The organism is Ruegeria sp. H3 (assembly GCF_056533095.1).
In genome coordinates, this window is record NZ_JBQFOD010000002.1 from 259,798 (window position 1) to 284,125 (window position 24,328).

25 protein-coding genes and 1 pseudogene are annotated in these 24,328 nt (G+C 57.3%); 15 read left to right on the forward strand and 11 right to left on the reverse strand.

All coding sequences use genetic code 11. The features are described 5' to 3' along the window. Positions 1-58 precede the first annotated feature (58 nt). A complete protein-coding gene (locus ACR0JE_RS03915) occupies positions 59-382 on the forward strand; it encodes a HesB/IscA family protein (RefSeq protein WP_170530516.1) in 324 nt (107 codons plus the stop codon). 206 nt (positions 383-588) lie between these two features. Then, complete coding sequence (gene xth, locus ACR0JE_RS03920) at positions 589-1,368, forward strand: exodeoxyribonuclease III (protein WP_480863123.1); 780 nt, start codon at positions 589-591, stop codon at positions 1,366-1,368. A 4-nt stretch (positions 1,369-1,372) separates the two neighbouring features. On the opposite strand, the gene ACR0JE_RS03925 is transcribed toward xth, so the two are convergent. Then, positions 1,373-2,524, reverse strand: a complete 1,152-nt coding sequence (locus ACR0JE_RS03925; RefSeq protein ID WP_480863125.1) for an FAD-dependent oxidoreductase — start codon at positions 2,522-2,524, stop codon at positions 1,373-1,375. A gap of 70 nt (positions 2,525-2,594) precedes the next feature. Further along, the gene (dksA, locus tag ACR0JE_RS03930; protein ID WP_170450050.1) at positions 2,595-3,017 is read right to left on the reverse strand and encodes an RNA polymerase-binding protein DksA; all 423 of its coding nucleotides are present in this window, start codon (positions 3,015-3,017) and stop codon (positions 2,595-2,597) included. A 378-nt stretch (positions 3,018-3,395) separates the two neighbouring features. On the opposite strand from dksA, the gene ACR0JE_RS03935 reads away from it, so the two are divergent. From ACR0JE_RS03935 to ACR0JE_RS03955, 5 genes are all read left to right on the forward strand, one after another. After that, a complete protein-coding gene (locus ACR0JE_RS03935) occupies positions 3,396-4,241 on the forward strand; it encodes an AAA family ATPase (protein WP_480497664.1) in 846 nt (281 codons plus the stop codon). A 158-nt stretch (positions 4,242-4,399) separates the two neighbouring features. Continuing rightward, entirely contained in the window at positions 4,400-4,789 is a 390-nt protein-coding gene (locus ACR0JE_RS03940; protein WP_480863232.1) for an N-acetyltransferase family protein, read from the forward strand. Further along, positions 4,786-6,153, forward strand: coding sequence for a DUF2927 domain-containing protein (locus tag ACR0JE_RS03945; protein WP_480863127.1), 1,368 nt, complete (start codon positions 4,786-4,788; stop codon positions 6,151-6,153). The genes ACR0JE_RS03940 and ACR0JE_RS03945 overlap by 4 nt, the downstream gene beginning before the upstream one ends. A gap of 7 nt (positions 6,154-6,160) precedes the next feature. Beyond that, positions 6,161-6,331, forward strand: a complete 171-nt coding sequence (locus ACR0JE_RS03950; protein ID WP_480497662.1) for a hypothetical protein — start codon at positions 6,161-6,163, stop codon at positions 6,329-6,331. Between the two features lie 3 nt (positions 6,332-6,334). Next, entirely contained in the window at positions 6,335-7,519 is a 1,185-nt protein-coding gene (locus tag ACR0JE_RS03955) for a vWA domain-containing protein (RefSeq protein ID WP_480863129.1), read from the forward strand. Between the two features lie 86 nt (positions 7,520-7,605). On the opposite strand, the gene ACR0JE_RS03960 is transcribed toward ACR0JE_RS03955, so the two are convergent. Beyond that, the gene (locus ACR0JE_RS03960; protein WP_480863131.1) at positions 7,606-8,970 is read right to left on the reverse strand and encodes a tetratricopeptide repeat protein; all 1,365 of its coding nucleotides are present in this window, start codon (positions 8,968-8,970) and stop codon (positions 7,606-7,608) included. A gap of 186 nt (positions 8,971-9,156) precedes the next feature. Between ACR0JE_RS03960 and ACR0JE_RS03965 the strand changes: the two are divergent. From ACR0JE_RS03965 to ACR0JE_RS03975, 3 genes and pseudogenes are all read left to right on the forward strand, one after another. Beyond that, positions 9,157-9,321, forward strand: a pseudogene (locus ACR0JE_RS03965) (VWA domain-containing protein); the annotation flags it as partial. A 314-nt stretch (positions 9,322-9,635) separates the two neighbouring features. Further along, positions 9,636-10,199 carry an FkbM family methyltransferase gene (locus ACR0JE_RS03970; RefSeq protein WP_480863234.1) on the forward strand — a complete coding sequence of 188 codons (564 nt, stop codon included), beginning with the start codon at positions 9,636-9,638 and terminating at the stop codon, positions 10,197-10,199. Positions 10,200-10,302: 103 nt separating this feature from the next. Then, positions 10,303-10,998 carry a M48 family metallopeptidase gene (locus ACR0JE_RS03975; protein WP_480863133.1) on the forward strand — a complete coding sequence of 232 codons (696 nt, stop codon included), beginning with the start codon at positions 10,303-10,305 and terminating at the stop codon, positions 10,996-10,998. A 64-nt stretch (positions 10,999-11,062) separates the two neighbouring features. Here the strand turns inward: ACR0JE_RS03975 and ACR0JE_RS03980 are convergent, their stop codons facing one another. From ACR0JE_RS03980 to ACR0JE_RS04000, 5 genes are read right to left on the reverse strand one after another with little or no spacing between them, the layout of a single operon-like run. Next, complete coding sequence (locus ACR0JE_RS03980) at positions 11,063-11,605, reverse strand: RSP_2648 family PIN domain-containing protein (RefSeq protein ID WP_480863135.1); 543 nt, start codon at positions 11,603-11,605, stop codon at positions 11,063-11,065. Next, entirely contained in the window at positions 11,602-12,804 is a 1,203-nt protein-coding gene (locus tag ACR0JE_RS03985) for an RSP_2647 family RNA methyltransferase (RefSeq protein ID WP_480863137.1), read from the reverse strand. Before ACR0JE_RS03985 ends, ACR0JE_RS03980 begins: the two co-directional genes overlap by 4 nt. Positions 12,805-12,842: 38 nt before the next feature. Next, positions 12,843-13,115, reverse strand: coding sequence for a hypothetical protein (locus ACR0JE_RS03990; protein ID WP_480542546.1), 273 nt, complete (start codon positions 13,113-13,115; stop codon positions 12,843-12,845). Beyond that, positions 13,099-15,894: a [protein-PII] uridylyltransferase family protein gene (locus ACR0JE_RS03995; RefSeq protein ID WP_480863139.1), complete on the reverse strand. Its 2,796-nt coding sequence runs from the start codon at positions 15,892-15,894 to the stop codon at positions 13,099-13,101. Before ACR0JE_RS03995 ends, ACR0JE_RS03990 begins: the two co-directional genes overlap by 17 nt. Positions 15,895-15,943: 49 nt before the next feature. Next, positions 15,944-16,327, reverse strand: coding sequence for a DUF4440 domain-containing protein (locus ACR0JE_RS04000; protein ID WP_480542542.1), 384 nt, complete (start codon positions 16,325-16,327; stop codon positions 15,944-15,946). Positions 16,328-16,515: 188 nt separating this feature from the next. Between ACR0JE_RS04000 and ACR0JE_RS04005 the strand changes: the two genes are divergently transcribed. From ACR0JE_RS04005 to ACR0JE_RS04025, 5 genes are all read left to right on the forward strand, one after another. Beyond that, positions 16,516-17,193 (forward strand): SOS response-associated peptidase, encoded by a 678-nt coding sequence (locus ACR0JE_RS04005; RefSeq protein ID WP_480542540.1) that lies wholly within the window; start codon positions 16,516-16,518, stop codon positions 17,191-17,193. 235 nt (positions 17,194-17,428) lie between these two features. Next, positions 17,429-17,851, forward strand: a complete 423-nt coding sequence (locus tag ACR0JE_RS04010; protein WP_170530529.1) for a DUF2852 domain-containing protein — start codon at positions 17,429-17,431, stop codon at positions 17,849-17,851. A 65-nt stretch (positions 17,852-17,916) separates the two neighbouring features. Beyond that, positions 17,917-18,348, forward strand: a complete 432-nt coding sequence (locus tag ACR0JE_RS04015; RefSeq protein ID WP_480542538.1) for an RDD family protein — start codon at positions 17,917-17,919, stop codon at positions 18,346-18,348. A gap of 75 nt (positions 18,349-18,423) precedes the next feature. Then, a complete protein-coding gene (locus ACR0JE_RS04020) occupies positions 18,424-19,248 on the forward strand; it encodes an arginyltransferase (RefSeq protein WP_480542536.1) in 825 nt (274 codons plus the stop codon). 6 nt (positions 19,249-19,254) lie between these two features. After that, positions 19,255-19,644, forward strand: coding sequence for a VOC family protein (locus tag ACR0JE_RS04025; protein ID WP_480863142.1), 390 nt, complete (start codon positions 19,255-19,257; stop codon positions 19,642-19,644). 138 nt (positions 19,645-19,782) lie between these two features. Here ACR0JE_RS04025 and ACR0JE_RS04030 read toward each other — a convergent pair whose 3' ends face one another. The 3 genes from ACR0JE_RS04030 to ACR0JE_RS04040 form a co-directional block, all read right to left on the reverse strand. Further along, positions 19,783-22,137, reverse strand: coding sequence for a TRAP transporter large permease (locus tag ACR0JE_RS04030; RefSeq protein ID WP_480863144.1), 2,355 nt, complete (start codon positions 22,135-22,137; stop codon positions 19,783-19,785). 17 nt (positions 22,138-22,154) lie between these two features. Next, a complete protein-coding gene (locus ACR0JE_RS04035) occupies positions 22,155-23,081 on the reverse strand; it encodes a TRAP transporter small permease subunit (RefSeq protein WP_480542530.1) in 927 nt (308 codons plus the stop codon). A 120-nt stretch (positions 23,082-23,201) separates the two neighbouring features. Continuing rightward, entirely contained in the window at positions 23,202-24,284 is a 1,083-nt protein-coding gene (locus ACR0JE_RS04040) for a TRAP transporter substrate-binding protein DctP (protein WP_170530535.1), read from the reverse strand. Positions 24,285-24,328 lie beyond the last annotated feature (44 nt).

The following is a 24,328-nucleotide window of genomic DNA, read 5'->3' on the forward strand; positions in this document are numbered from 1 at the left end:
CCGTCCTTTGGTTGCATATATTGCAGCGCGAGAAGGAAATAAACCTTTGGAGTCTGGCATGAATCTGCCCCCAACAGTTACTGAACGCGCCTTTGAGCGCCTCGCCGAAATCGGCGCGGCGGATCAGGGGCAAGCATTGCGCGTCGCAGTGGAAGGCGGCGGATGTTCCGGTTTTCAATACGAAATTGCGCTGGACCAACCCAAAGAGGACGATCTGGTGCTGGAAGGCAAAGGGCAAAAGGTGATCGTAGACTCGATCTCTCTGCCGTTTTTGGAAAACGCTGTCATCGATTTCACCCAGGAACTGATTGGCGCGCGGTTTGTGATCGAAAACCCAAATGCAACCTCCTCTTGCGGATGCGGCACTTCGTTTTCGATGTAACGTAACACCAGGGGGCTCTGCCCCCGCCGCGGCAAGCCGCGCCTCCCCCGAGGTATTTTCAAACAGAAGAAGTATGAGAAACCGCCCACCTTCTTCTGTTCCCAAATACCTCGGAGCGCGAGGCAGAGCCTCGCAACCCTACCCTTCATCTTGCCGTTGGGCCGGTTCTGCGCGATAGGTTGCCCTGAGGCATCGGAGGACCGCGTATGAAAATCGCCACGTTCAACATCAACGGCATCAAAGCGCGGGCCGAGGCCCTGCCCCGCTGGCTGGATGACGCGCAGCCCGATGTGGTTCTGTTGCAGGAAATCAAATCCGTCGATGAGAACTTCCCGCGCGAGATGTTTGAAGACCGAGGGTACAACGTCGAGACCCATGGCCAAAAAAGCTTTAATGGCGTTGCCATTCTGTCCAAGCCACCGCTCGAGGACGTCTCGCGCGGGTTGCCCGGCGATGACGAGGACGAACAGGCGCGCTGGATTGAGGCCACCGTTGTTGGCAAGCAGGCGATCCGGATTTGTGGGCTCTACCTGCCGAATGGAAATCCGGTGCCCGGGCCCAAATACGACTATAAGCTGGCCTGGATGGAGCGTCTCTATGCGCGCGCCAAAGACCTTATGGCAAGCGAGGAGCCCGCATTGATGGCGGGCGACTACAATATCATCCCGCAGGACGAGGACGCCAAACGCCCCGACGCGTGGCGCGAGGATGCGCTGTTTCGTCCAGAAAGCCGCGCGGCGTTTCGCAAAATTCTAAATCTTGGATTTACCGAAGCCTTTCGCGCCCGCACCCAAGGTCCCGGGCATTATTCATTTTGGGACTATCAGGCCGGTGCTTGGAATCGAAATGACGGCATCCGGATCGATCATTTCCTGCTCACCCCGCAAGCGGCTGATCTAATGCGCGATTGCCAGATCGATACCGATATACGCGGGCAGGAAAAACCATCAGATCATGTTCCCGTCTGGGTGGATCTGGACATTTGACCGCTCAGGTCGTCACATCGTGGCTGTAAACCCATTCATATCGGCGTGACAGATGCAGGCCGATCACTGAAAGCGCTAGCTGCGCAGTGATCCTTTTGGGGCCTTTAAGGTGAAAGTTGCGGGCATTTGCAGCTGCAGCCGCAACGACGCGCTCAGCGCGCGGCAGACGCGCCGCCTCATAGGCCGCCAGAGCGCTGCTCATCTCTGAATGATCGTCAAAGCACCGGGCCAAAACCCATGCGTCTTCAAGCGCCAGACAGGCCCCTTGCGCCATGAAGGGCAGCGTTGGATGCGCGGCATCGCCCAACAGAGCCATGCGGCCATCCTGCCATGTGCGTGCAACCGGTCGCAGGAAAAGCGCCCAAAGATGTGCCTCTGTCACGTCGGCGAGTATGTCGCGCACCGGCCCTCCAAAATCCGCGAAACGGGCGCGCAGATCATCTGGATCGCCTTGCCTGCGCCAACCGTCTTCTTGCCAGTCTGATCGCTCTTCGATCGCAACAATATTCATCAAGCTCTGGTCGCGCAGCGGATAGGTCACCACATGGCGGCCTGGGCCCATCGTGAGTGTGGCGCGCGGTTGGGCCTCGGCCCCCTTCCATGGAACTGTCGCGCGCCAAGCAATCTGATGAGTGAATACGGGTGTCTCTGGCCCGTTCAAGCTGGGCCGGAGCGTACTGCGCCCGCCATCGGCGGCGATGACGCAATCGGCGCGCAGATGCGCGCCGCTTTCAAATACAAGTTCGACCTCGGTCGGGTTTTTGCGCAACTCAGCGACACATGAGCCCAAACGGATATCGACCCCGGCGGTTTGGACAGCTTGAAGTAGCAGCCCCAAAAGATCGGCGCGATGATAGTAATAGGTTGGCCCGGCCTTAGGGCCTGGTAACCGACTGATTATACGACCCTTGCGGTAGTCGCAAAGCACGGTTCCGTAGGACCTTTGGCCTAAGGGCGGAATATCGGACACGACACCCAATGCGCGAAGTACGCACATCCCATTTGGGCTGATCTGCAAACCCGCGCCCACTTCGGTCAGGGCGGCAGCCTGCTCGAGTACGGTCACCCGCGCCCCGCGTTGCTGCAAGGCAAGCGCGGCGGCCAGACCACCTATGCCACCGCCCACAACGCAGAATGTCAGCCCGTCGAGTTTCATCCCTAGGGCTTAACGCAAAAACGCCGAGGCGACAGGCCCCGGCGTTCTGATTTTTTGCGATTTTCAGCGATCAATCGTCGCGGTGAACTTTTTCACGACGCTCGTGACGCTCTTGCGCTTCCAGTGTCATGGTCGCGATGGGTCGCGCATCCAGACGCTTCAACGAGATCGGATCACCAGTCTTTTCGCAATACCCGTATTCGCCCTCGTCGATGCGGCGCAGGGCCGAGTCGATCTTGGCGACCAGCTTGCGCTGGCGATCCCGCGTGCGCAGTTCCAGCGCGCGGTCGGTCTCTTCGCTTGCGCGATCAGCGACATCGGGAATGTTTCGGGTATTGTCCTGCAGCCCTTCGATCGTGTCGCGGCTGCCTGCAAGTAACTCTGTCTTCCAATCCAGCAGCTTGCGTCGAAAATACTCAAGCTGACGATCATTCATGAAAGGCTCATCTTCGGCCGGGCGGTAATCATCCGGCAGAAAAACTTCCTGCTTCATATCTGCTCCCTCGGTATGGCCAGAAACGTCGGTCGCGGTTGTATCACCTGACATTTGGCACCCCCTTCTGCGCAGCGTTTATCCGACGGGCACGGGATTGTCACTACACAAACTTAGGTCAGGCGCGCCCAACGCCTGACTGGTCTAAATGTGATACTTGAAACGGAAAAAACGCGTTTTTCGGTGAATTTCTAAGGGTGATTTTGTGGCAGTTCACAATCAGTGAAGCAGAAAAATCGCCGCGAATCGCGTTAGGCGATGGCGTTTGCACGGCAAATTGCGGCTGAGTCGACGCAGCGACCCGGGTTGTCAAAATCACTGGCTCTCTGTAACCGGGATTGCACCACGCGCAGCCGCGCGCAAGAGCTTGAGGGGCCCATGACTGCACGTTTCCAAGGCACAGCCGAATATGTTGCCACCGACGACCTGACCATCGCCGTAAACGCGGCCGTGACGCTGGAACGCCCCTTGCTGGTTAAAGGCGAACCCGGCACCGGCAAGACCGAGCTGGCCAAACAAGTGGCAGGTGCTTTGGGCCTGACGATGATCGAGTGGAATGTGAAATCCACCACCCGCGCACAGCAGGGCCTGTACGAATATGACGCCGTCAGCCGACTGCGCGACAGTCAGTTGGGCGATGAGCGTGTGCATGATGTGTCGAACTATATCCGCAAGGGCAAGCTTTGGCAGGCCTTTGACGCCGATGAAAAGGTCGTGCTGCTGATCGATGAGATCGACAAGGCCGATATCGAGTTCCCCAACGACCTTTTGCAGGAACTCGATAAGATGGAGTTCCACGTCTACGAAACCGGTGAAACAATCCGGGCCAAGCATCGCCCGATCGTCATCATCACGTCGAACAACGAAAAGGAACTGCCCGACGCCTTCCTGCGCCGCTGTTTCTTTCACTATATCCGTTTCCCGGACGAGGCCACGATGCGCCGGATCGTCGAAGTGCATCATCCCGGGATTAAGGACGCTCTGCTGACCACGGCTCTGACCCAATTCTACGAAATCCGCGAGACTCAAGGCTTGAAAAAGAAACCTTCAACCTCTGAGGTTTTGGATTGGCTGAAATTGTTATTGGCCGAGGATCTGACACCCGAGGATCTGAAGCGCGACGGAGCAAATGCACTGCCCAAGCTTCATGGGGCGTTGCTGAAGAACGAGCAGGACGTCCATCTGTTCGAGCGGCTGGCCTTTATGGCGCGCAGCAAACGTTAGCCTGCTGTTGAATAGGTCGTGAACGCGGCTTGCCTTGGGGCGGGCCGGATGTCAGCATCGGGCAACCGGGGCTCAGTTTATCAATAGGGACGTATCACTTGGCCAATGCACCAGAAATTCGCCCCTTGCGGGCCGCGGACAAAGATCAATGGGCCGAAATGTGGCAGGCCTATCTGGCCTTCTATGAAACGACTCTGCCTGATGAGATTTATGAATCGACGTTTGCACGTTTGCTTGGGGACGATCCGCAGGATTTTTCCTGTTTCGTTGCCGAACAGGACGGCGTGTTGGTCGGGCTCACACATTACTTGTTCCACCGCCATGCCTGGAAGGTGGAAAGAGTCTGTTACCTGCAAGACCTCTATGCCCGCCCCGAGGCGCGCGGGACCGGTGTAGGGCGCGCATTGATCCAGGCGGTGTATGACGAGGCCGACCGGCAGGGTGCGCCAACGGTCTATTGGCTGACACAGGATCACAACCAGACAGCACGCCAGCTCTATGACCGGATCGGCACGCTGACGCCCTTTATCAAGTACAACCGCTCATGATGCGATGGGGCGCCCTTGCTGCGGTATGTCTCCTCTCGGCCTGCGCATCGGTCGAGCGGATTGAACTGCCGGGCAATGTGACAACCATTGAACAGGCCTTGCCCCCGGCCAACAGCTTTACGACGTCTCGGCCCACCCCTCCGGCTAGGTCCAACACAAACATAGCAGCTGATTTCCTAGATCTGCACTTTGCCCTGGAAAGTGGCACGCAGCTGCCCGCTTTCACCCGATTTGAAACCCCGGTCACGGTGCGGCTGACGGGCAAACCCACCCCCAGCATGCAGAGCGATCTCGCCCGATTGCTGACCCGATTGCGGCGCGAAGCGGGGATCGATATCCGGCAAGTTTCCGAAGGTCAGGCCAATATCACCATCGAGGCCGTCAGTCAGCGCGACATTCACCGTATCTTGCCGAATGCTGCGTGCTTTGTGGTGCCTAATTCCTCCAGCCTGGAAGAATACCGCCGGGATCGTCGCAAGGCAAAAAGCAGCTGGACCGAACTGCGACAACGGGAACGCCTGGGCATATTCATTCCCTACGATGTCAGCCCACAAGAAATGCGCGATTGCCTGCATGAGGAGCTGGCGCAGGCGCTGGGGCCGCTGAACGACCTGTATCACCTGCCCGATTCCGTGTTCAACGACGATAACATCCATACAGTCCTGACCGGCTTTGACATGTTGATCCTGCGGACGGCCTATGCGCCCGAGTTGAAAACAGGCATGACGCGCGAACAGGTTGAAGCCGCCCTTCCCGCAGTGCTGAGCCGCCTGAACCCGCGTGGAGACAGGTTGCCAGCTCAACCCTTCACGACAACACCTCGCGCGTGGATTGACGCGATCAACAAAACGCTTGGCCCCGGCCCCGGATCACCCCGACAATTCCGCTTTGCGCAGAAGGCCGCAGAGATTGGCCAGCAACAGGGTTGGACCGACCACCGCCGTGCCTATCCGCACTATCTGATGGGGCGCATGATCCAGTTCCGCGATCCCGCAGCAGCCCTCCAGCAATATCAGATCGCCCTGCAATTCCTGAATGCTACGCCGGGAACCGAGGTACATCGCGCCCATGTCACAGCACAAACCGCGTCTTTCGCGCTGGCTCAGGATCAAGGCCCTAACGTGTTGCCTGATCTGGATAAGGCCATAGATGTAATGACGCGAGCCGAAAACGCTTCGCTTCTGGCGACGCTCCTCTTGTTGAAATCCGAAGCACTAATGCAGGCCGGGCAGGTTCAGCAGGCACGCGCCGTCAGACTGGACAGTCTGGGGTGGGCGCGATACGGGTTTGGCGCAGATGTGGTGGTGAAATCCCTGGCAGAAAGCCGCGCGGCCAGATCAGCCGGTAACAATATAGGCGGATGACAAATACATGCTGGTAGTCCTGGGAATGGCTGTTTTGGGTGCGATACTAGGCGCTTGGAACGCGCGCAAACGCAACGGGAACGGCGCCGATATCGCTCAGTATGCAGCAGTTTATGGTATTGCTTTTGCCTTGCTGGGACTTGTGATTTCGCTGATCCTGGTTCGACTGGTGATCTGACCGATGTTCCTGCCCTTTTATGAGAACCTCCGCAAGGCTGGCATACCCGTTTCTCTGCGGGAGTATCTGACCTTTCTGGAGGGGATGAAAAAGGGTCTGGCCACTTATGATGTCGAGGCGTTCTATTACCTCGCCCGTGTGTCGATGGTGAAAGATGAGCGCAATATCGATAAGTTCGACCGTGCCTTTGCCGCCAGTTTCGAAGGGTTGGGCGAGATCAGCTTTGATCAGGTTCTGGAGGCGGTCGACATTCCCGCCGACTGGCTTGAGAAAATGGCCGAAAAGCACCTGTCGGCCGAAGAAAAGGCCGAGATCGAGGCGCTTGGCGGTTTCGACAAGCTGATGCAGACGCTGCGCGAGCGTCTCAAGGAACAGCAGGGCCGCCATCAGGGCGGCAATAAATGGATCGGCACCGCCGGAACCTCTCCGTTCGGGGCCTACGGTTACAACCCCGAAGGGGTGCGGATCGGCCAGAAGGAAAGCCGCCACCAGCGCGCTGTAAAAGTCTGGGACAAGCGCGAATTCAAGAACTTGGACGACACTGTTGAACTAGGGACTCGAAACATCAAGGTCGCCCTGAAACGCCTGCGACGCTGGGCGCGCGAGGGCGCTGCCGAAGAACTTGATCTCGACGGCACGATCCGCGCCACGGCGGAACATGGCTATCTGGACGTCAAGACCCGGCCCGAACGTCACAACGCGGTCAAGGTTCTGCTGTTTCTGGACGTTGGCGGATCAATGGACCCCCATATCAAAGTGGTCGAGGAACTGTTTTCTGCTGCGCGGACCGAGTTCAAGCATCTGGAGTACTACTACTTCCACAATTGCCTCTATGAGGGTGTGTGGCGCGACAATCGCCGCCGCTGGGACCAGCAGACCCCTACGCATGAGGTGTTGCGCACCTACGGCCCCGACTACAAATGCATCTTCGTCGGTGACGCCTCGATGAGTCCTTACGAGATCGCCTATCCCGGCGGCGCCAATGAGCATTGGAACCAGGAGGCGGGTCAGGTTTGGTTGCAACGCGCACGCGAACAATGGGCGTCAAACCTGTGGATCAACCCGGTGCCCGAGAAATACTGGGAATACACCCATTCCATCGGCATGATCCGCGAGATTTTCGAGGACCGCATGGTGCCGATGACTTTATCCGGCCTAGAACAAGGCATGCGCGAGTTGACGCGGTAGGCCGCAAGATTTGCTTCGAGACTAAAGCCATCTTCACTGGCATGCATTACGATAGAACGACATTTCTTAGCCGGTGTTTTTTGTGTTCAGTCAAGGCACTCAGGGTCTGACGCGCATTTTGACAGCCCATTCAGCAACGCATCACTGATTTCACCATCTGGCCCGCCCGCATAGTGACCGGCGGATTGAAGGCGAAGCTGCCAAAGCGAAATGTCTTCTGAACCTGCGCTTTCCAAACCTCTGTGCCATGCGGCAAGCGCAGCTTGCGGGTCTCCAAGACGATGGTGAGAAAAGCCGAGTTTCGTGTATTGTCGATCAATCACCTCGTCCGAGATTTCATTGCCCTCTTCCCGTTTCGATGCAACTTCAAAGAAATCATTAAGTGAGCTGATTGCCGCTTCGTCGTCCCCGAGATCAAAATAGACATCTGCTTTCCCGGCATGTGCAAAAGCATTGTCCGGCAGATTCGCAAGAACCGTATCGAATTCAGCAAGCGCGCGCTCCGGCTCATCAAGATCTGCAAAGCTTCGAGCCAGCAGTGTACCAAAAGAAGGCCCAGCAATCTCGCGCGCAGCGGGTGTACTCAGCCTTTCGCTCCTTGCTATTGCTTCGGCAGTTTCCCGTACAAACCGCTCTGCAGTACGGAGCGCGAAGTCGTATTCCGGTTTGACTGCCAAAGCACGTTCAATCGCCGTCTCAGATTCTGCGTATCGACCAAGTCGCAGCAGGACATCACCAAGGACGGCCCATGCAACGTGGTCATTTGGGTATAGAGCCAAAACATGATTGAGGTCGACTTCTGCGTGATACGGCAGTTCAAGATGCTGGTAGTATAGCCAGGCGCGATCCAGTCGCACTAGAGCATAGTTGGTGTCAAGCAAAACGGTTCGGGAGTATGCCTCAAGCGCCGCATCAAAGTCCTCAAGCCTATCCAGAATTCGCCCTTCGCGATGTTGATCTATCACTGCGTTGGCATCGGACGCGAGAACAAACCTCGTATCTGCCAAAGCTTCCGAATACCGCTTCATTTCATAGTACGTATTCGCCCGACCGCTGTGGCCAAAATCAGATGCCGGGTCAACGTCCAGAAGGTGGTTGAACAGCGACAAGGCTTTATCATGCTCATCTCTGTTCAAGTAGATCAGACCCAGATTGTGTAGAGGCGCTGTCCAATCCGGCGTGATTTCAAGAACTGCAAGGTAGTCGGCCTCGGCCAAACCGGGATCTTGTCTAGCCAGACGCAGCGCGCGGTGAAACAGGGCCTGCGATCGAGTGTGTTCTGCAAGATCGTCATAGGCCAGAAGCGATGTGCAACCAGCGATGACCTCCTTATCGGAATTGCCTCTTAAGAGGCACTTCTGGGCTTTCGCTTCAACGCCAAAAGGCGCTGAAACCGCCAGAACAACGGCAGCCAGAGCGATACCGACAGCGGCCAGTCGAATTTTGTTCATGAGAGACTTTCAAAATATCGGATGGGGTAGAATAGTCTTTTAGAGTTACATACATTCTCAGTATCGCGCGTCAATCACGAGAGGCAACTCGCGTTACTTCATGCGTCCCTAAACAAAGGACCTTGCAGCGCATAACAAACAGAACAGACGTTTGTTGCGTCCGTAGCCTTCTCTTTTCAGGAGTGCAAAACACACCAACAATGGGCGTCAAACCTGTGGATCAACCCGGTGCCCGAGAAATACTGGGAATACACCCATTCCATCGGCATGATCCGCGAGATTTTCGAGGATCGAATGGTGCCGATGACCTTGTCCGGCCTGGAACAGGGCATGCGGGAACTGACTCGGTAGGAGATGCTCCTTGAGGTCATCGCGCTGATGGTTCGAGGGCTAAAGGCCGTTGATCTTTAAGGTTTTACAACCCGGCCACTCCGACTAATGTGCATTCGGAAAAGTGGAACTTACGCCTGCGTTTCTGGGCGTTCGATACTCCAAACCAGATCTGAGGTTTATTGATGTCAGAAGAGTTCTTTGAAGACGATGGCTCGGTGTCTTATCGCGGGGTCTGGATTCAAAAGGCGCCCGGATTGTTCACACGTCGAATTTTGAAATCTATGAGGTTGGGGCGGTACGAAACCGCAGAATTGCGTCATGCCGAGCGGTGAATCGAACAAGGCGAGCGTGTTCTGGATATCGGGGCTGGAGTTGGTTTCTTGTCGACCAAGATCGCGCAGATCGAAAAGGTGGATAAAGTTGTATCAGTCGAAGCAAACCCCGCATTGATTGACGTAATACGCACGACGTTTGAAGGAAACGGGGTTTCCCAAAAGGCCGAGTGTCTTCATGGCATTCTGGGGCAATCCTCAGATGGCGACACAGTCGATTTCTATATTAGAAAGAACTTCTGGGCGTCGTCCCTGAATGGCGACGAACGCGCCTACATTGACAAAGTCGAGGTACCGATTTTGGATTTCGACGCGTTAATTGCAAGGTTTGCCCCGACGATGATCATTTGCGACATCGAAGGTGGTGAGTTGGAGCTTTTCCAGAAATGTGACCTCCGCTCTGTACCTCGCCTTGTGATTGAAGTTCATCCGGGAATTTACGGTCAAACCGGACTGGCCAAGGTGTTTCAGGCCGTGATGGATCAGGGGTTTATTCTGGATATCCGTGCTCCTCGTGCCGGTGATGTACTCACCTTTCTAAATATGGATCACTTGGATGAGTGAAGCGGAGGGATCCGGGTGATGGGCCTGTGTATCTGTTTCTCGGGCATTTGATCTGCTGAAGAATTATGTTGCCCTGCTGCTGCGGCGCCCCCATATCTGAGCCATGTTGCGTTTCACCCCGATCCTGCTGGCCATTGCGTATGGCCTTGTGATGTACCGGATTTCCGTCTGGCGCACCCATCGTGAGCTGGATCAGAAATCAACCGAACTGGCCGATCCTGTATTGAAGAGGATGACCGACCGGTTGGCCGCCGCTTTGGATATCGCGCGGGTTCCGGTCTATATCTATGAGATCGATCCGGTGAATGGGTTGGCCGCGCCCGATGGGCGCATTTTCATCACCCGCGGATTTTATCGCAAGTTTCGCAACGGAGAGGTTTCAGCCGAGGAAATGGCCAGCGTGATCGCGCATGAGCTCGGGCATGTGGCATTGGGTCATGCCAAGCGGCGAATGATTGATTTTTCCGGACAGAACGCGATGCGGACAGCGCTGATCATGGTGCTGAACCGGTTCATTCCCTTTATTGGTGCGATGATCGCCAATGCGCTGACCTCATTGCTGGCCTCGCGCCTGTCGCGCCAGGATGAATATGAGGCCGATGAATACGCCGCCGCCTTGCTGACCAAGGCCGGGATCGGGATTGAACCGCAAAAGTCCTTGTTTCACAAGCTGGAGGACCTGACCCAGCAGCGGGCTGGAATGGTGCCAGCATGGTTGATGAGCCATCCGAAGACGGGTGAGCGGATCGCAGCGCTGGAGGCACTAGAGCAGCGTTGGAGTGCGGGCGGCCAGGCTTAGGCAGCGAGGGGCCAGCCCCTCGCGCTCCCCGGGATATTTATAGCCAGATGAAGGGGGATCGCACCTATTGGGAAAGGGCTTTGCCCAGGCGTGGGAGGCGTGCCTTTTTCATCAACGCGCGCAGGGTCCATTGGTCGCCAGAGAGGCGGTTGGCCTCATCGAGAACGCGGTTGGCGATAGTGGCCATACCGTCGGGGTCCGAGAGCCAGAGACCGTGCAGCAAGCCATCGGGGTCACGACGGTCGAGTCCCTCTTCTGCCAGGATATTTTTCGGGAAATCCTTCGCGTTGACGGTCACGATAATGTCGGCTGAAGCGGCTATCGCGGTTGCCAGAACGTGGATATCTGCAGCATCAGGCAGCCAAAAACGGTTTTCGAGCCCTTGTGTGGGTGCGCGTTCGGCTTGTGGCCAGTGCGCCTGCGCCAGGGCAATTTCAGCGCGGGCTTGAGCCTCGCCCTCGGGACCCAGCTTGCGGGCAGCGCGGGCCCATTCTTCCAGAATACGGGCGGACCAGATCGGGGTGAAATGGCCCAGGCTTGCAGCGCCCAGCAACATCTCTCGCATCACTGTCGGGTAGATGACGCAGGTATCGAGAACCGCCCTCACAGACGGTAGAACACGGCTTTGAGGTAACCGCTTTCTGCCAGTTGTGGCAGTTGTGGGTGATCGGGGCCTGCGAAACCAGTGTGGATCAGCTGTGCCTGCCGGCCAGCGCGGCCAATCCCACGCGAGGACGCATCACGAAAGCGGCCCAGATCGGCGGCGTGTGAGCAGGAGCAGAGGCCCAGATAGCCACCGGGCTTGACCAAAGGAGCGGCTAGGCGTGCGATACGTTCATAGGCGCGCAGACCTGCATCCAGTGCTTGTTTCGAGGGCGCAAAGGCGGGTGGGTCGCAGATCACGACATCGAATAGGGCGCTCTCATCACCCAGCTGGGTCAGAACGTCGAACGCATCGCCCTGGCGGGCCTGAAAACGATCCGCGCAGCCTGTGGCTTTGGCCCCTTTGCTTGCCAAGTCCAAAGCCGCGGCTGAGCCATCGACGCATGTCGCAAACGCGGCCCCTCCGGCCAACATGGCAAGGCCAAAGCCGCCCACGTGGCTAAACACATCCAGCACCCTTGCTTCGGGATGAACCAAACGGGCAGCGAAAGCGTGGTTTGGGCGCTGGTCGTAGAACAGGCCGGTTTTCTGGCCTCCGGTCAGGTCGGCCATATAGGTTGCTGCGTTCATGGGCACCGGCAGCGGTGCGTGTGGTGCTCTACCGCGTAGGGTTTGGTTCACGTCATCCAGCCCTTCCAAACCGCGGGTGCGGCCTGAGGCGTTTTTCAGAACCGTCGTCACGCCGGTCACCTTTACCAGCGCGTCGGTCAGCACCTCCAGATGCGCCTCAGCCCAGGCGGCGTTGGGCTGGATGACACAGGCATCGCCGAAACGGTCGATGATCACACCGGGGAAACCATCGGCTTCGGCATGAATCAGGCGGTAATATGGCGCGTCGAACAGGCGTTCGCGCATCTCAAGCGCGCGTTGCAGGCGGGTTTCGAACCAATCGGCGTTCAGATCGGCCTCGATATCGCGATCCAATACGCGACACATGATTTTTGAGTCGGGGTTCACCGCGACCAAAGCGATAGGTGCGCGCTTTTCATCCTCAAGCACGGCCAGCGCTCCGGCCGGGATTTTGCGAGTGCGGCGATCGGTTACGATGTCATTGGCATAGACCCAGGGAAACCCATGTCGCAGGCCGCGCGCATTGGCTTTGGGTTTCAGACGGATACGTGGGTGATCAGTGGTATTGGTCATGGCCTCCTATTAGTGATGCACGCGCCGGGGGAAAAGCCCTAACGCGGGCGCGAGCGCCAACCGCCACGTCGTTTTGGTGCTTCTGAAGCTCGCAACCCCTCGGCCATGACCTGTGTCATCGGGTGGTCGGCATCCTGCGCAGCATAGGTGGCATGCAGGGTGGTCAACGCCTGCTTCTGATCCTGCCCCTCCGGCAGGCTGAGCGCCCAATCGAGGAAGATGCTGCGGCATTCCGGCAAAGCGATGCCTTCGATGTTATAGGCTTCGCGGATCAGGCCCTTGGGGTCATTGGGATCAGTGCTGCGTGCCATCTTCGCCCTCTTTGATGACGCTGCCGATGATTTCGGCAGCGGTCGCGTAAGTGTCTTGTAGCGCGGATTGCAGTTGCTCAACCTGTTCAAACCCAGTGGCCCTGCACAGGAACGCCGCACCACCCTCACCAATCTTGTCAGCCTCGATTACTTTGCCCGAAAGCAGCCGCGCTGCGCATTGCACGTACCAGCATAGATCGTAGCTGTCTTTCAGAGTTTGTGCCTGCGCGACATCCAGCAACCCGGCAGCGACGGCGCCATCTAGGCCGGAGGGCACATCACGATCCGCGAGACCTGCCATCAACGCGCCGGTTTGCGCCATCAGTTCGATATCCATCAAGCGGCCGGGACCATTTTTGGCATCCCAAACTCCGGCAGGGGCTTTTGCAGCGGCAAGCCGCGTGCGCATTTCGGCCACTTCGTGCAAAACCTTCTTCATATTGCGCGAACGCGACAGGAAATCAGCCCGAAAGGCTTCGATATCCATGGCCAGCCCCGCGTCACCCGCCACCACATGCGCGCGTGTCAGGGCAAGGTGCTCCCAAACCCAGGCTTCGTTCTGCTGGTAATTGGTGAAGCTGGCCCAACTGGTCGCCACCGGCCCCTGATTGCCTGACGGGCGCAAACGCATGTCGACTTCATAGAGCCGCCCCTGAGACATCGGGGCCGAAAGTGCCGTGATCAGTGCTTGCGTGAACCGCGCATAGTAGGTGCGGGTAGCCAGTGGGCGCGGACCTTCGGACATCTCCTGTTCCAGCGGGTCGTAGATCACGATCATATCCAAATCGGATTGCGAATTGATCTGCCCTGCCCCAAGCGACCCCATACCCAGAATGGCAGCACCACGCCCCGGAGCGGGGCCATGCTTGCGGGCGAAATTCTCGGTCACATGAGGCAGGATCGAAGCGATAACAGCCTGCGCCAGTTCTGCGTATTGACGACCCGCTTGTGCGCCGTTGATCAGCCCGCGCAAATGGTGCACCCCGACCCTGAAATGCCATTCCTTACACCAGCGCCGCGCCAGATCAAGCTGGGTTTCGTAGTCCGACTCGGCCGCCAAAGCCTGTTCCAGCTCGGCCTGCAGATCTTGCTGCCCGGGCCAGTCAGCAAAGAAACTGCCGCCTATGACCGCATCAAAGACCGAGGCATTGCGGGACAGATGCGAGGCCAGCGCATGGGACGTGCCCACGATATCAATCAACAAATCGATCAGCTGCGGATTGGCCTCGAACAGGGAAAACAGCTGCACCCCGGCGGGCAGCCCGGCCAGAAACCCGTCAAGCGCCACCAAGGCCTCTTCCGGTTGTGCTGTCTTGGCGAGGCGCGACAGGAGTTCAGGTTTGAGCCGGTCAAAGATGCGCCTGCCCCGTTGCGAACGCAGCGCCGGGTAAGAGGCCCAGCGGGCCAGGATGCTTTTGTCGAACGTAACCTCTTGCTCGGGCGTCGGGGTCGCACCAGGACCGGGGGCAAAGAACCCCTCGGTCAAGTCATGCACCTCGGTCAATCGGCGGGTCAGGTCGGTCGTCAGTTCGGTACTACTGACACCCATAAGGCAGGCCACGCGTTCGATACCGTCCTCGGATTGCGGCACTTTGTGGGTCTGAGCATCATGGATCATCTGAATCCGATGTTCGACCTCACGATGCGCGCGATAGTGATCGGTCAGTTTATACGCGACGTCGTCGGGCACCCAGCCTTTTGCAGCCAAAGCAGCCAAACCGGGAACCGTTCCACGTACCCGCAGATCCGGGTCGCGCCCCCCTGCGATCAGTTGTCGGGTTTGGGTGAAGAATTCAATCTCACGAATACCGCCCTGTCCCAGTTTCATATCATGGCCAGGAATCGAGAGGCTGCCACCTGTCCCTTTATTCTCGCGAATGCGCAGGCGCATATCATGGGCGTCCTGAATGGCGGCAAAATCCAGATGCCGACGCCAAACAAAGGGACGCAGAGTTTCCAGAAACCGCTCTCCGGCAGCGATATCGCCCGCACAGGCGCGCGCCTTGATATAAGCGGCGCGTTCCCATGTTCGGCCAAGGCTTTCATAGTACCGCTCAGCCGCCTCCATCGCCATGCAAACCGGTGTCACCGCCGGATCAGGGCGCAGGCGCAAATCAGTGCGAAAGACATAGCCGTCAGCGGTTTTGTCGCTGAGCGTGGCGCAGAAGTTGCGTGTGGCGCGGACCATCCCATGCCGCGCATCGTAGAAATCGTCCGGTTCATGACGTGTTTCATCGAACAGTACGATCAGGTCGATATCCGAGCTGTAATTCAGCTCATGCGCGCCCATCTTGCCCATCGCCAAAATGACCATCCCAGCAGCGGTTTCGACGTCATCTTCGGTCATTCCGGGCAGTTTCTTGCGCCGGATCAGGGCGGCGATCTCGGCCTTGGCCGCGACATCTGCCGCCAACGCTCCGAAATCAGTCAGCGCAGCGGTCACTTTTTCCAAAGGCCACGCACCCGAGATATCGGCTAGCGCAGTCAGCAGCGCCATCCGGCGCTTGGCAAGCCTCAGACCCGGCTTCAGCTGATCCGGAGCCAAGGCCCAGGCTGAGGTCATAAGCTCGACCATGGCCTGATCCGGACCGGATAGCGCCTGCGGCAGCCAGTCTCTTTCGCGCTCGATCAGCCCCTTCAGATAGGGGCTAGACCCGGCGGTTCCGGCGATCAACTCCCCTTGTTCAGGTGTCAAATCCGCCAGCAAATCACGTGTTTCATCGCCCAAAGACGGGTCGAACGCGCGTGGCAAACGGGTGATGGCCAGACTGTCACTCATATCGCGACCCTGCGCATTGCCTCACCCCAAGGTCAATGGGTCAAACGCATCACGCGTTCTGAACCGGCGTGTCCTGACTGAAACTGTTGACCCACTTGTCATGCCGACGCTCCCACAGCGAGGAAATCAGCATCGCCTCCCACCTGGCTGCACCAGGCCGCACGTAGTCGGCGCGATAGGATAGCAAGACGATGTCCGCCGTCAGAACCCGCAGCTTTTCCTCACTCAGTCTGAATTCAGCCATCGTCGGCGCATCGGCAAATTGACCAACGTGATCGTCCCGATTGGCAAAGCCTGACGGGTAGACACCCAGAAAGTCGGCGCTCAAAAGCGCGCGATCCGCGCTGGCATCCCCGACAACCAGCGCAGTCCAAACCTGCTTTTCCAGATCCAGTATTTCGGCAATCGAAGGGGCGGTGTTGTTTTCGTCCATAGTCATAATCGTTTGTTACGCTAATCTGCGGCTGCACGAAAGAAGGCGGATGTGCAGCTACGAACAGCGATCAAAGATATTTTTCAGGCAACATGTCAAAGGTCACAAGCCTGAAGAACGAACAACAAAGCCCGATGCGGCATACGCTCAACCTTGCCTCGGTTTTTGAACCAAAATAGGCTCATTCCATGTGTGGTAAGTTTGCAGCCGGTCACCTAACGCAGAAACAGATGCTCGCGACTCTGGAGTACTTTCTTTATGGAAAGGTCTCTCCCGATCTACCCAAGCCGCTGCCCTCTGGGGGCTATAATGTCTCACCGACCGATCAGGTCAATATGATCCGCTGGGATGGCGACACTGCCGAACTCACGTCCGCCCGCTGGCAGCTAAAGGATCCGCGCAGTCAAAAGCCCATGATCAATTCCAAAATCGAGAATGTCGCGTTCTGGCAGGACTATTGGAACAACGGCCGGTGTCTTATCCCGGCGCTTGGATACTATGAATGGCAAAAGGATCAGGGGCATGGCTGTCCGACCTATGTCACAGTCAAACGTAATGAACCGCTTATGTTCTTTGCCGGGTTCTATCGAACGCAAGATGGGCGGCACAGCTGCACCATCATGACACGTAAACCAAGCCCCCAGATAGCGCACATCCATAATCGGATGCCGGTCATTCTGACCCCTTCAGAGATCGAGACTTGGTTAAACGGCATCACAACACCACAAGAGGCGCAAGAGACGCTTGGTACGGGATATGAGGGGCGATTTGAATATCATACTGTGAAGCCGATCAAACGCGCATCCGACGGCGAAGACCTAATCGAACCCTACACGCCCCCGATCCAGAGCAAGTTCGACTTCTGAAAACGATAGAACGCGCACGCTGCTCAGCCCTGTTCTGTCGACGCTGCAAACATCCGTTCAATAAATTGAATAAAACACTGGCGCACTACAATAGCTGCGTTCTGTGAGGGTACAGGTTCTCAGTCATCCGACTCGAAAAAATGTAAATCTTTTTCACATCGCCCCTTGCAACCATCTGTAGGCTTCCCATCTAGACAATGTGAAAGGAATTTACATCAACCCCTGGAGAGACCAAATGACCGCATTGTCCGAACCTACCGTCCCTGCAAACCCGGGATGGCTGCACCGCGCCGAGGCCTGGATGGACGACAAAGGCAAAGGTGCCTGGATCGCCGCCATGGTCCTTGGTTTCATCTTCTTCTGGCCCGTGGGCCTGGCCCTTCTGGCCTATATGATCTGGAGCAAACGCATGTTCAGCAAATCTTGCAGCCGCCGCAAATCCTGGCACAGCCACATGAGCGCAATGAAACCTTCGGGCAACACAGCATTCGACGCCTACAAGGCCGACACGCTGGCCCGCTTGGAACGTGAGCAGCAAGATTTCGAAGCCTTCCTGCATCGCCTGCGCGAAGCCAAAGACAAGGCCGAGTTCGACCAGTTCATGGATGAACGCGCCCGCGACAACCACGAAGAGGACGGTAAAGGCGAACCTGCCTGATCCCCCTTGCCCTGTCCCGGTCTTCGGGACAGGGTAACGCGACCTTCATTTTCGGAAATCTGTTTATGACCCACCTGCCCAACCCTGACACACAACCCGAGTTTTATCAGTCCGTCACATCCAAGCGCTTTGTCGCCTGGCTGTTCGATATCGCGCTGATCTCGCTGCTGTGTATTGTTCCCGTCTTTTTGACCTTTGGCGCAGGGCTGTTTTTCCTGCCCCTGATCTATGCGGTCATAAGCTTTGTCTATCGGGTCATCACCATCTCAAACGGCTCGGCCACGCTGGGCATGCGCTTCATGGGGATCGAATTGCGCGATGCATTTGGCGAACGTATGGATATGGGCAAAGCGCTTGCGCATACCGCCGGATATTTCATCAGCATGGCGTTTTTCGTAGTCCAGATCATCTCGATCATCATGATGCTGACCAGCGCGCGCTGTCAGGGTCTGACAGACGCCTTCCTTGGCACCGTCATGATCAATCAACGGGCCTGACCACCCATCGCGTGAATCACTTGGCGGCGCCAAAAACCGTTGCTATCATCGGGTCCGAGGCTACATGGGACCTTCATGCGACATACGCTGCCAATTGCGCCACAATTCTATGTGACGGCCCCACAGCCCTGCCCTTACCTTGAGGGCAGGCTGGAGCGTAAGCTGTTCACCGCCCTGCAAGGCGAAGGTGCAGACCAGCTGAACAATTCCCTGTCCCAACAAGGGTTTCGCCGGTCTCAAAACGTACTCTATCGCCCGTCCTGCACTGATTGCGCGGCCTGCCTGTCCGCTCGGATCGATGTTGCTGCCTTCCGCCCAACCAAAAGCCAGAAACGCGCCGCAAAACGGAATTCCTACCTGCAGCGGCGCGCCACATCGCCCTGGGCTACGGACGAGCAGTACGAGCTGTTCCGCCGCTACCTCGACACGCGCCACGCCGATGGCGGCATGGCCGATATGGATGTGTTCGAATTTGCCGCGATGATCGAGGAAACCCCCATCCGCAGCCGCGTGGTGGAATATCTGGACCCCGAAACCGGTGACCTGATCGCCGTCAGCCTGACCGATGTGCTCGATGACGGGCTCAGCATGGTCTATTCCTTCTACGACCCGCAGCAACCGCAGAACTCTCTGGGCACCTATATGATCCTGGATCACATCGACATCGCGCGCGAGGCGGGCCTGCCTTATATCTACCTGGGCTACTGGGTGCCCGGCAGCCCGAAGATGGGGTACAAGGCCAAATTCTCAGGCCTCGAAGCCTATGTTCAAGGGCAATGGCAAAAGGTTCAGGACCCTGCAACGTTCTCTGATGAGTCGCATCATCCGCTCTCTGCGGCCCCTATCGCGGAACAGGTTGCCAATATTCAGTTGCCCGACCGCCACCCCACCAAGGGTTGATCTGATATGAAACAAAGCCTGCATGCCGTCACTCTTGTGGTGCCGGATTATGACGCGGCGATCGCCTTCTACACCGAAACGCTTAGCTTCACGCTGGAGCAAGATATCGATCAGGGCGGAGGCAAACGCTGGGTACGGGTTGTCCCACCTGGCAGCAATGGCGCCTCGCTTCTGTTGGCCAAAGCCGTTGGTCCTGATCAAAACGCCGCCATCGGCAACCAGACCGGAGGCCGCGTCGGCTTCTTCCTGCAAACCGATGACTTCCAGCGCGACCATGCCGCGATGCGCGCAAACGGTGTGCACTTCGAAGAAGACCCTCGCACCGAACCCTATGGCATTGTCGCCGTCTGGCGCGACCCGTTCGGCAATCGATGGGATCTGATCCAGTTCACCTGATCCTCTCTTCATCTGGCCAGAAAATATCCCGGGGATGAATTGGCCGCAGGCCAAGAAGGGGCTGGCTCCTTACCCCCCAACATAAAAAGCAAAAGGGGGCCATCAGGCCCCCTTTTTCAATTTGATTACTCAATCCGATCAATTCGGAATCAAATCCGGGACAATGGTTACAATCGCCGGGAAGAACCACAGGATTGCGATCCCAACCACCTGGATGACCACAAAAGGTGCAACCCCTCTGTAGATATGGCCGGTGGTCACCTCTTTCGGCGCAACGCCGCGCAGGTAGAATAGCGCAAACCCAAAGGGCGGCGTCAGAAACGAGGTCTGCAGGTTCACTGCCACCATGATCGTCACCCATTTCGGATCGAACGACCCGCCATAGATCACCGGGCCCACAATCGGGATCACGATGTAGATGATCTCGAGGAAATCCAGCACAAAGCCCAGAATGAACAGCACCAGCATCACGATCAGGAAGACCGTGAACTCGTTGTCAAAGCTTTTTAGGAATTGCTGGATATAGTGCTCACCCCCAAACGAGATCACCACCAGGTTCAGCAACTGCGATCCGATCAGGATGGTGAACACCATCGAGGTCACCTTGGCCGTTTCCCGCACCACAGGGGTCAAAACTCCGCTCGAAAACAGCACCCAGCAGCCATAAAGTAGACCAAACAGCGCATAGAGATAAGCTGAATAAGCCAGACCAAAGGCGATCCAGGTTTCGGCGTTTGCTCCGCTCTGGTTCACCCGCAGGTCAAAGTTCACACCCAGCAACAGGCAGATGATGACGGCGAAGGTCGACCAGATGATCACACCGCCCGACTGACCCTGCTCACGCAACTTACGATAAGCAGCCAACATGATCGCGCCACCGGCGCCAAGCGCGGCCGCCGGTGTCGGGTTGGTGATCCCGCCAAGGATCGAGCCAAGAACGGCAATGATCAAAACCAGCGGCGGGAAGACCACGCGGATCAGATCATTGGTCGCGCAACGCGCAGCCGCTTCCTTACAGCCATAAATCGCAATAGCAAACGGGATGGCCAAGAGCAGGAAGGTGGCGCCGGACGAGGTGATTGGTGAGATCAACAGGATATCAACCAGCAACATCAGCAACAGGCCAATCGCCCCAACGATCAGGGGCTGAGGGGAACGCGATGGCGCAATACCGCGACCCAGAACCAGGGTCAGGGCCAGCAGCACCACGATGATCGTGACACCGGTCCCAATCGGCGCGGCATCGGCAATCTTGGCCTCACGCGCAGCGGTGATTTCTTCCTCGCTTAGACGTTCGGCATTGGCGATCCCACCGGCTGCATCAATCTCCTGTTGCTCGATCACAGCCTGATCCCAGGCCGCCTGACCATGCAGGTCGATGATCGAGGCTTTGCATTCCTCCGACACATTGGTCCGAAGTGATGCATCCTGCCCCACATCCGAGAAAGCCGAGACCGAGATATTCTGGCTGCCAATGATCCCGGCACTGCCCAGAAGCATTGCGCCAACGATGATTGCAACCGGCGCGCCCAGCAGCCATGTCAGGCCTTCGGATCGTGTGATCGTCTCACCTGACCCGCCCGACAGTTCGACGGCAGGTGCCTTGTCCGGATTCAACAGCGCATAGCCAAAGGCGTAAAGCGCATAAAGAAGTGCCAACATGATCCCCGGCAGCAGCGCGGCCTGGAACAATGTCCCCACCGAGACCACCGCTGGCTCACCCAGATAGGTCAACGCATCGGTACATCCCGCTGCCACAGCTCGACTTTCTTGCGCCGTGGAATACAGATCTCCTGCCAGTGTCCCCAAAAGGACAATCACAATCGAGGGCGGTATGATCTGCCCCAAAGTACCCGACGCAGCAATCACACCGGTCGCAAGCTCTGGCGAATAGTTGTTTCGCAACATGGTCGGTAGTGCCAACAATCCCATGGTCACCACGGTCGCGCCAACAATCCCGGTGGAGGCCGCCAGGAACGCGCCCACAACCACAATCGAAACCGCCAAACCGCCCGGCAACGGGCCAAAGACACGCGCCATTGTAGTCAGCAGATCATTGGCAATCTTCGAGCGCTCCAGCGTGATGCCCATCAGAACAAACATCAACACGGCCAGCAGTGTCTCGATCGATTGGCCCGCCAGAACACGCTCGTTCATACGATTGACGATAAACGAAACATTGCGGTCCAGTGCAGTTTCCCATCCCGAGGGGAAGACCGGCTCGCCGATCCTTGGCAAATCCGGGTATCGGAACACAGAAACTGAATCGGGTTTCACCCCCGTCGCAACCAGATCCCGGTACATTTGCGAACTGGTATCGATTGCCTGATGGATCAATAGCCCGGCACTGTCCAGCGCGGCAATGATCCCGAAGGATATGACCCCGGCCCCACCAATGGCAAAGGCCACCGGGAAACCAGAGAGGATGCCTCCGAAAAGGCAGAAAAATACGATAATGAGGCCTATCTCGACGCCATCAAGTCCGAATAGCATTGTCTGGGTCTCCGTCCCTAATGTGCGCCTTCATAGGCTTCTTCACCTGCGCCAAGGCTGTCCTTGTCGAGGTATTTTCCGGCGTTCTCGGGCCCTTCCACATATTCCAGATACGATCGGTAAAGGAACGCAATCGCATGCAGGAACACCATGCCTGCAAATAGGACAAGCAGGATTTTGAACAGGAAATATGCGTTGAAACCGTTGGGGCTGAAGCCGATGGTTTCCACATTCCACCGCAGCGCGCGTGATTTGGCAACCAACCGGTCCAGAGTATCACTGGCCGATGGTTTCGGCACGATCAGATGCCGCCACATGAAATACCAGCCATACATCCAAGTCAGCACCGCCATCGGCATCATGAACAGGAGCGCACCGCACATGTCGACCACACGCTTGGCGCGGTGGCTTATGCCTGCGTAGATCAGGTCAACCCGCACATGTCCGCCTTGCACAAATGTGTAGGTACAGCATAGGCAGACCACCATGGCGTTATATAGTTTAAGTTCTTCTGCGAACCAACTGATATCCTTTTGAAAAGGAATACCAAACCCGAACGCCATATCCGCGCGCGTAAAGACACGCTGCATGAAAACGATGATGATCTGCTGAAGCACCATCAGCAAACCGGCCCAGGCAAAGAACCGCCCGGTGATGTTTGCGAACCCTTCCAGCCCGCGAACCATGCCCCACATGAAATTCCGGTAGTAGAGGCCAATGGCCGTCAGCACCAGAAACAGGGCAAAAATCACAAAGAAGAACTCGACCGACCCGCCATAGTAGACAAAGCGCATCACAGCTTCATTGTCCGACCAGTTCAGCCACAGTTGCGGATGCGTGATCGCATATCCAAAATTATAGAAGGCTTCGGCAATGCTCTGAATGAACCAGATCAGTCCATTCCACAGGGCGCCGAAGAACGAGATACCGTTTTCGTCCTGCATGTTGTCCCCAGGTCGCGTCGGTTGCACTGCCTATTGGTGCGGCATGATGGGTCCGCGCATGTGCAACAGGAAAGGTTTCCCCGCGTCTGCGGGGAAACCGTTTGGTCTGATGATCAGGGCTTAGCCGCGCACGCGGTCGCGCTGAGCGGTGTAAGCACCAGACGACAGGTTCAGCCAGGCCGAGGACGATGCCATCGACGCCATCGCACTGTCGTGGATCTTCTTGAACAGCTCGTCGCCCATGTTCTCGTCCAGAACTTCTTGGCTGGCCTGACCGAAGGCATCCCAAACGCTGTCCGGGAATTCCATGACCTTGACGCCACCCGACTGCAGACGCTGCAGGGCTGCACCGTTGTTGGCCAGGAATTGCGCCAGGTTCCACTGGTGCGCTTCGGCAGCTGCGATCTCGATGATCTTCTGCTGGGCCGGTGTCAGCTCGTCGAACACGTCGCGGTTGGTCGCCAGCGACAGACCTGCGCCCGGCTCGTGGAAGCCCGCGGTGTAGTAGGTCTTGGTGATTTCCTGGAAACCAGCTTTTTCGTCCGCCCAGGGGCCGATCCACTCGGTGCCGTCAATCGCACCCGAGGACAGCGCCTGATACACTTCCGAACCCGGAATGTTCTGAACGGATGCGCCCAGTTTGCCCAACGCCTGGCCGCCCAGACCCGGCATACGGAACTTAAGACCCTGAAAATCCTCGGGACCGTTGATCTCTTTCGAGTACCAACCGCCTGCCTGCGCGCCAGTGTTACCGGCCAGGAAGGATTTCAGGCCGAAGATCGAACCCAGCTCATCATGCAGCTCCATACCACCATCGTGGTAGTACCAGTTCACCAATTCCTGCGCGGTCATGCCGAACGGAACAGCGGTGAAGAAGGCATAGCCTGGGTGCTGACCCACAAAGTAGTAGTCTGCCGCGTGGTACATATCGGCCTGACCCGAAGATACAGCGTCAAACACTTCAAACGCGCCAACCAGCTCGCCTGCGGCCTTGATGTCGACATTCAGGCTGCCATCGGACATCGCGTTGATGCTGTCGGCGCAGCGCTGTGCACTGTCAAACACACCGGCCAGACCACGACCCCACGAGGTCACCATGGTCAGGGTACGCTGACCCTGCGCATAGGCCGGTGCGGCCAGTGCGGTTGCCGCGGCAGCCGAGCCGCCCAGAGCAGATTTCTTTAGAAATGAACGACGATCCATATGAGTGTTCCTCCCCTTACATAGTCGTAACCCGGAAACACTCC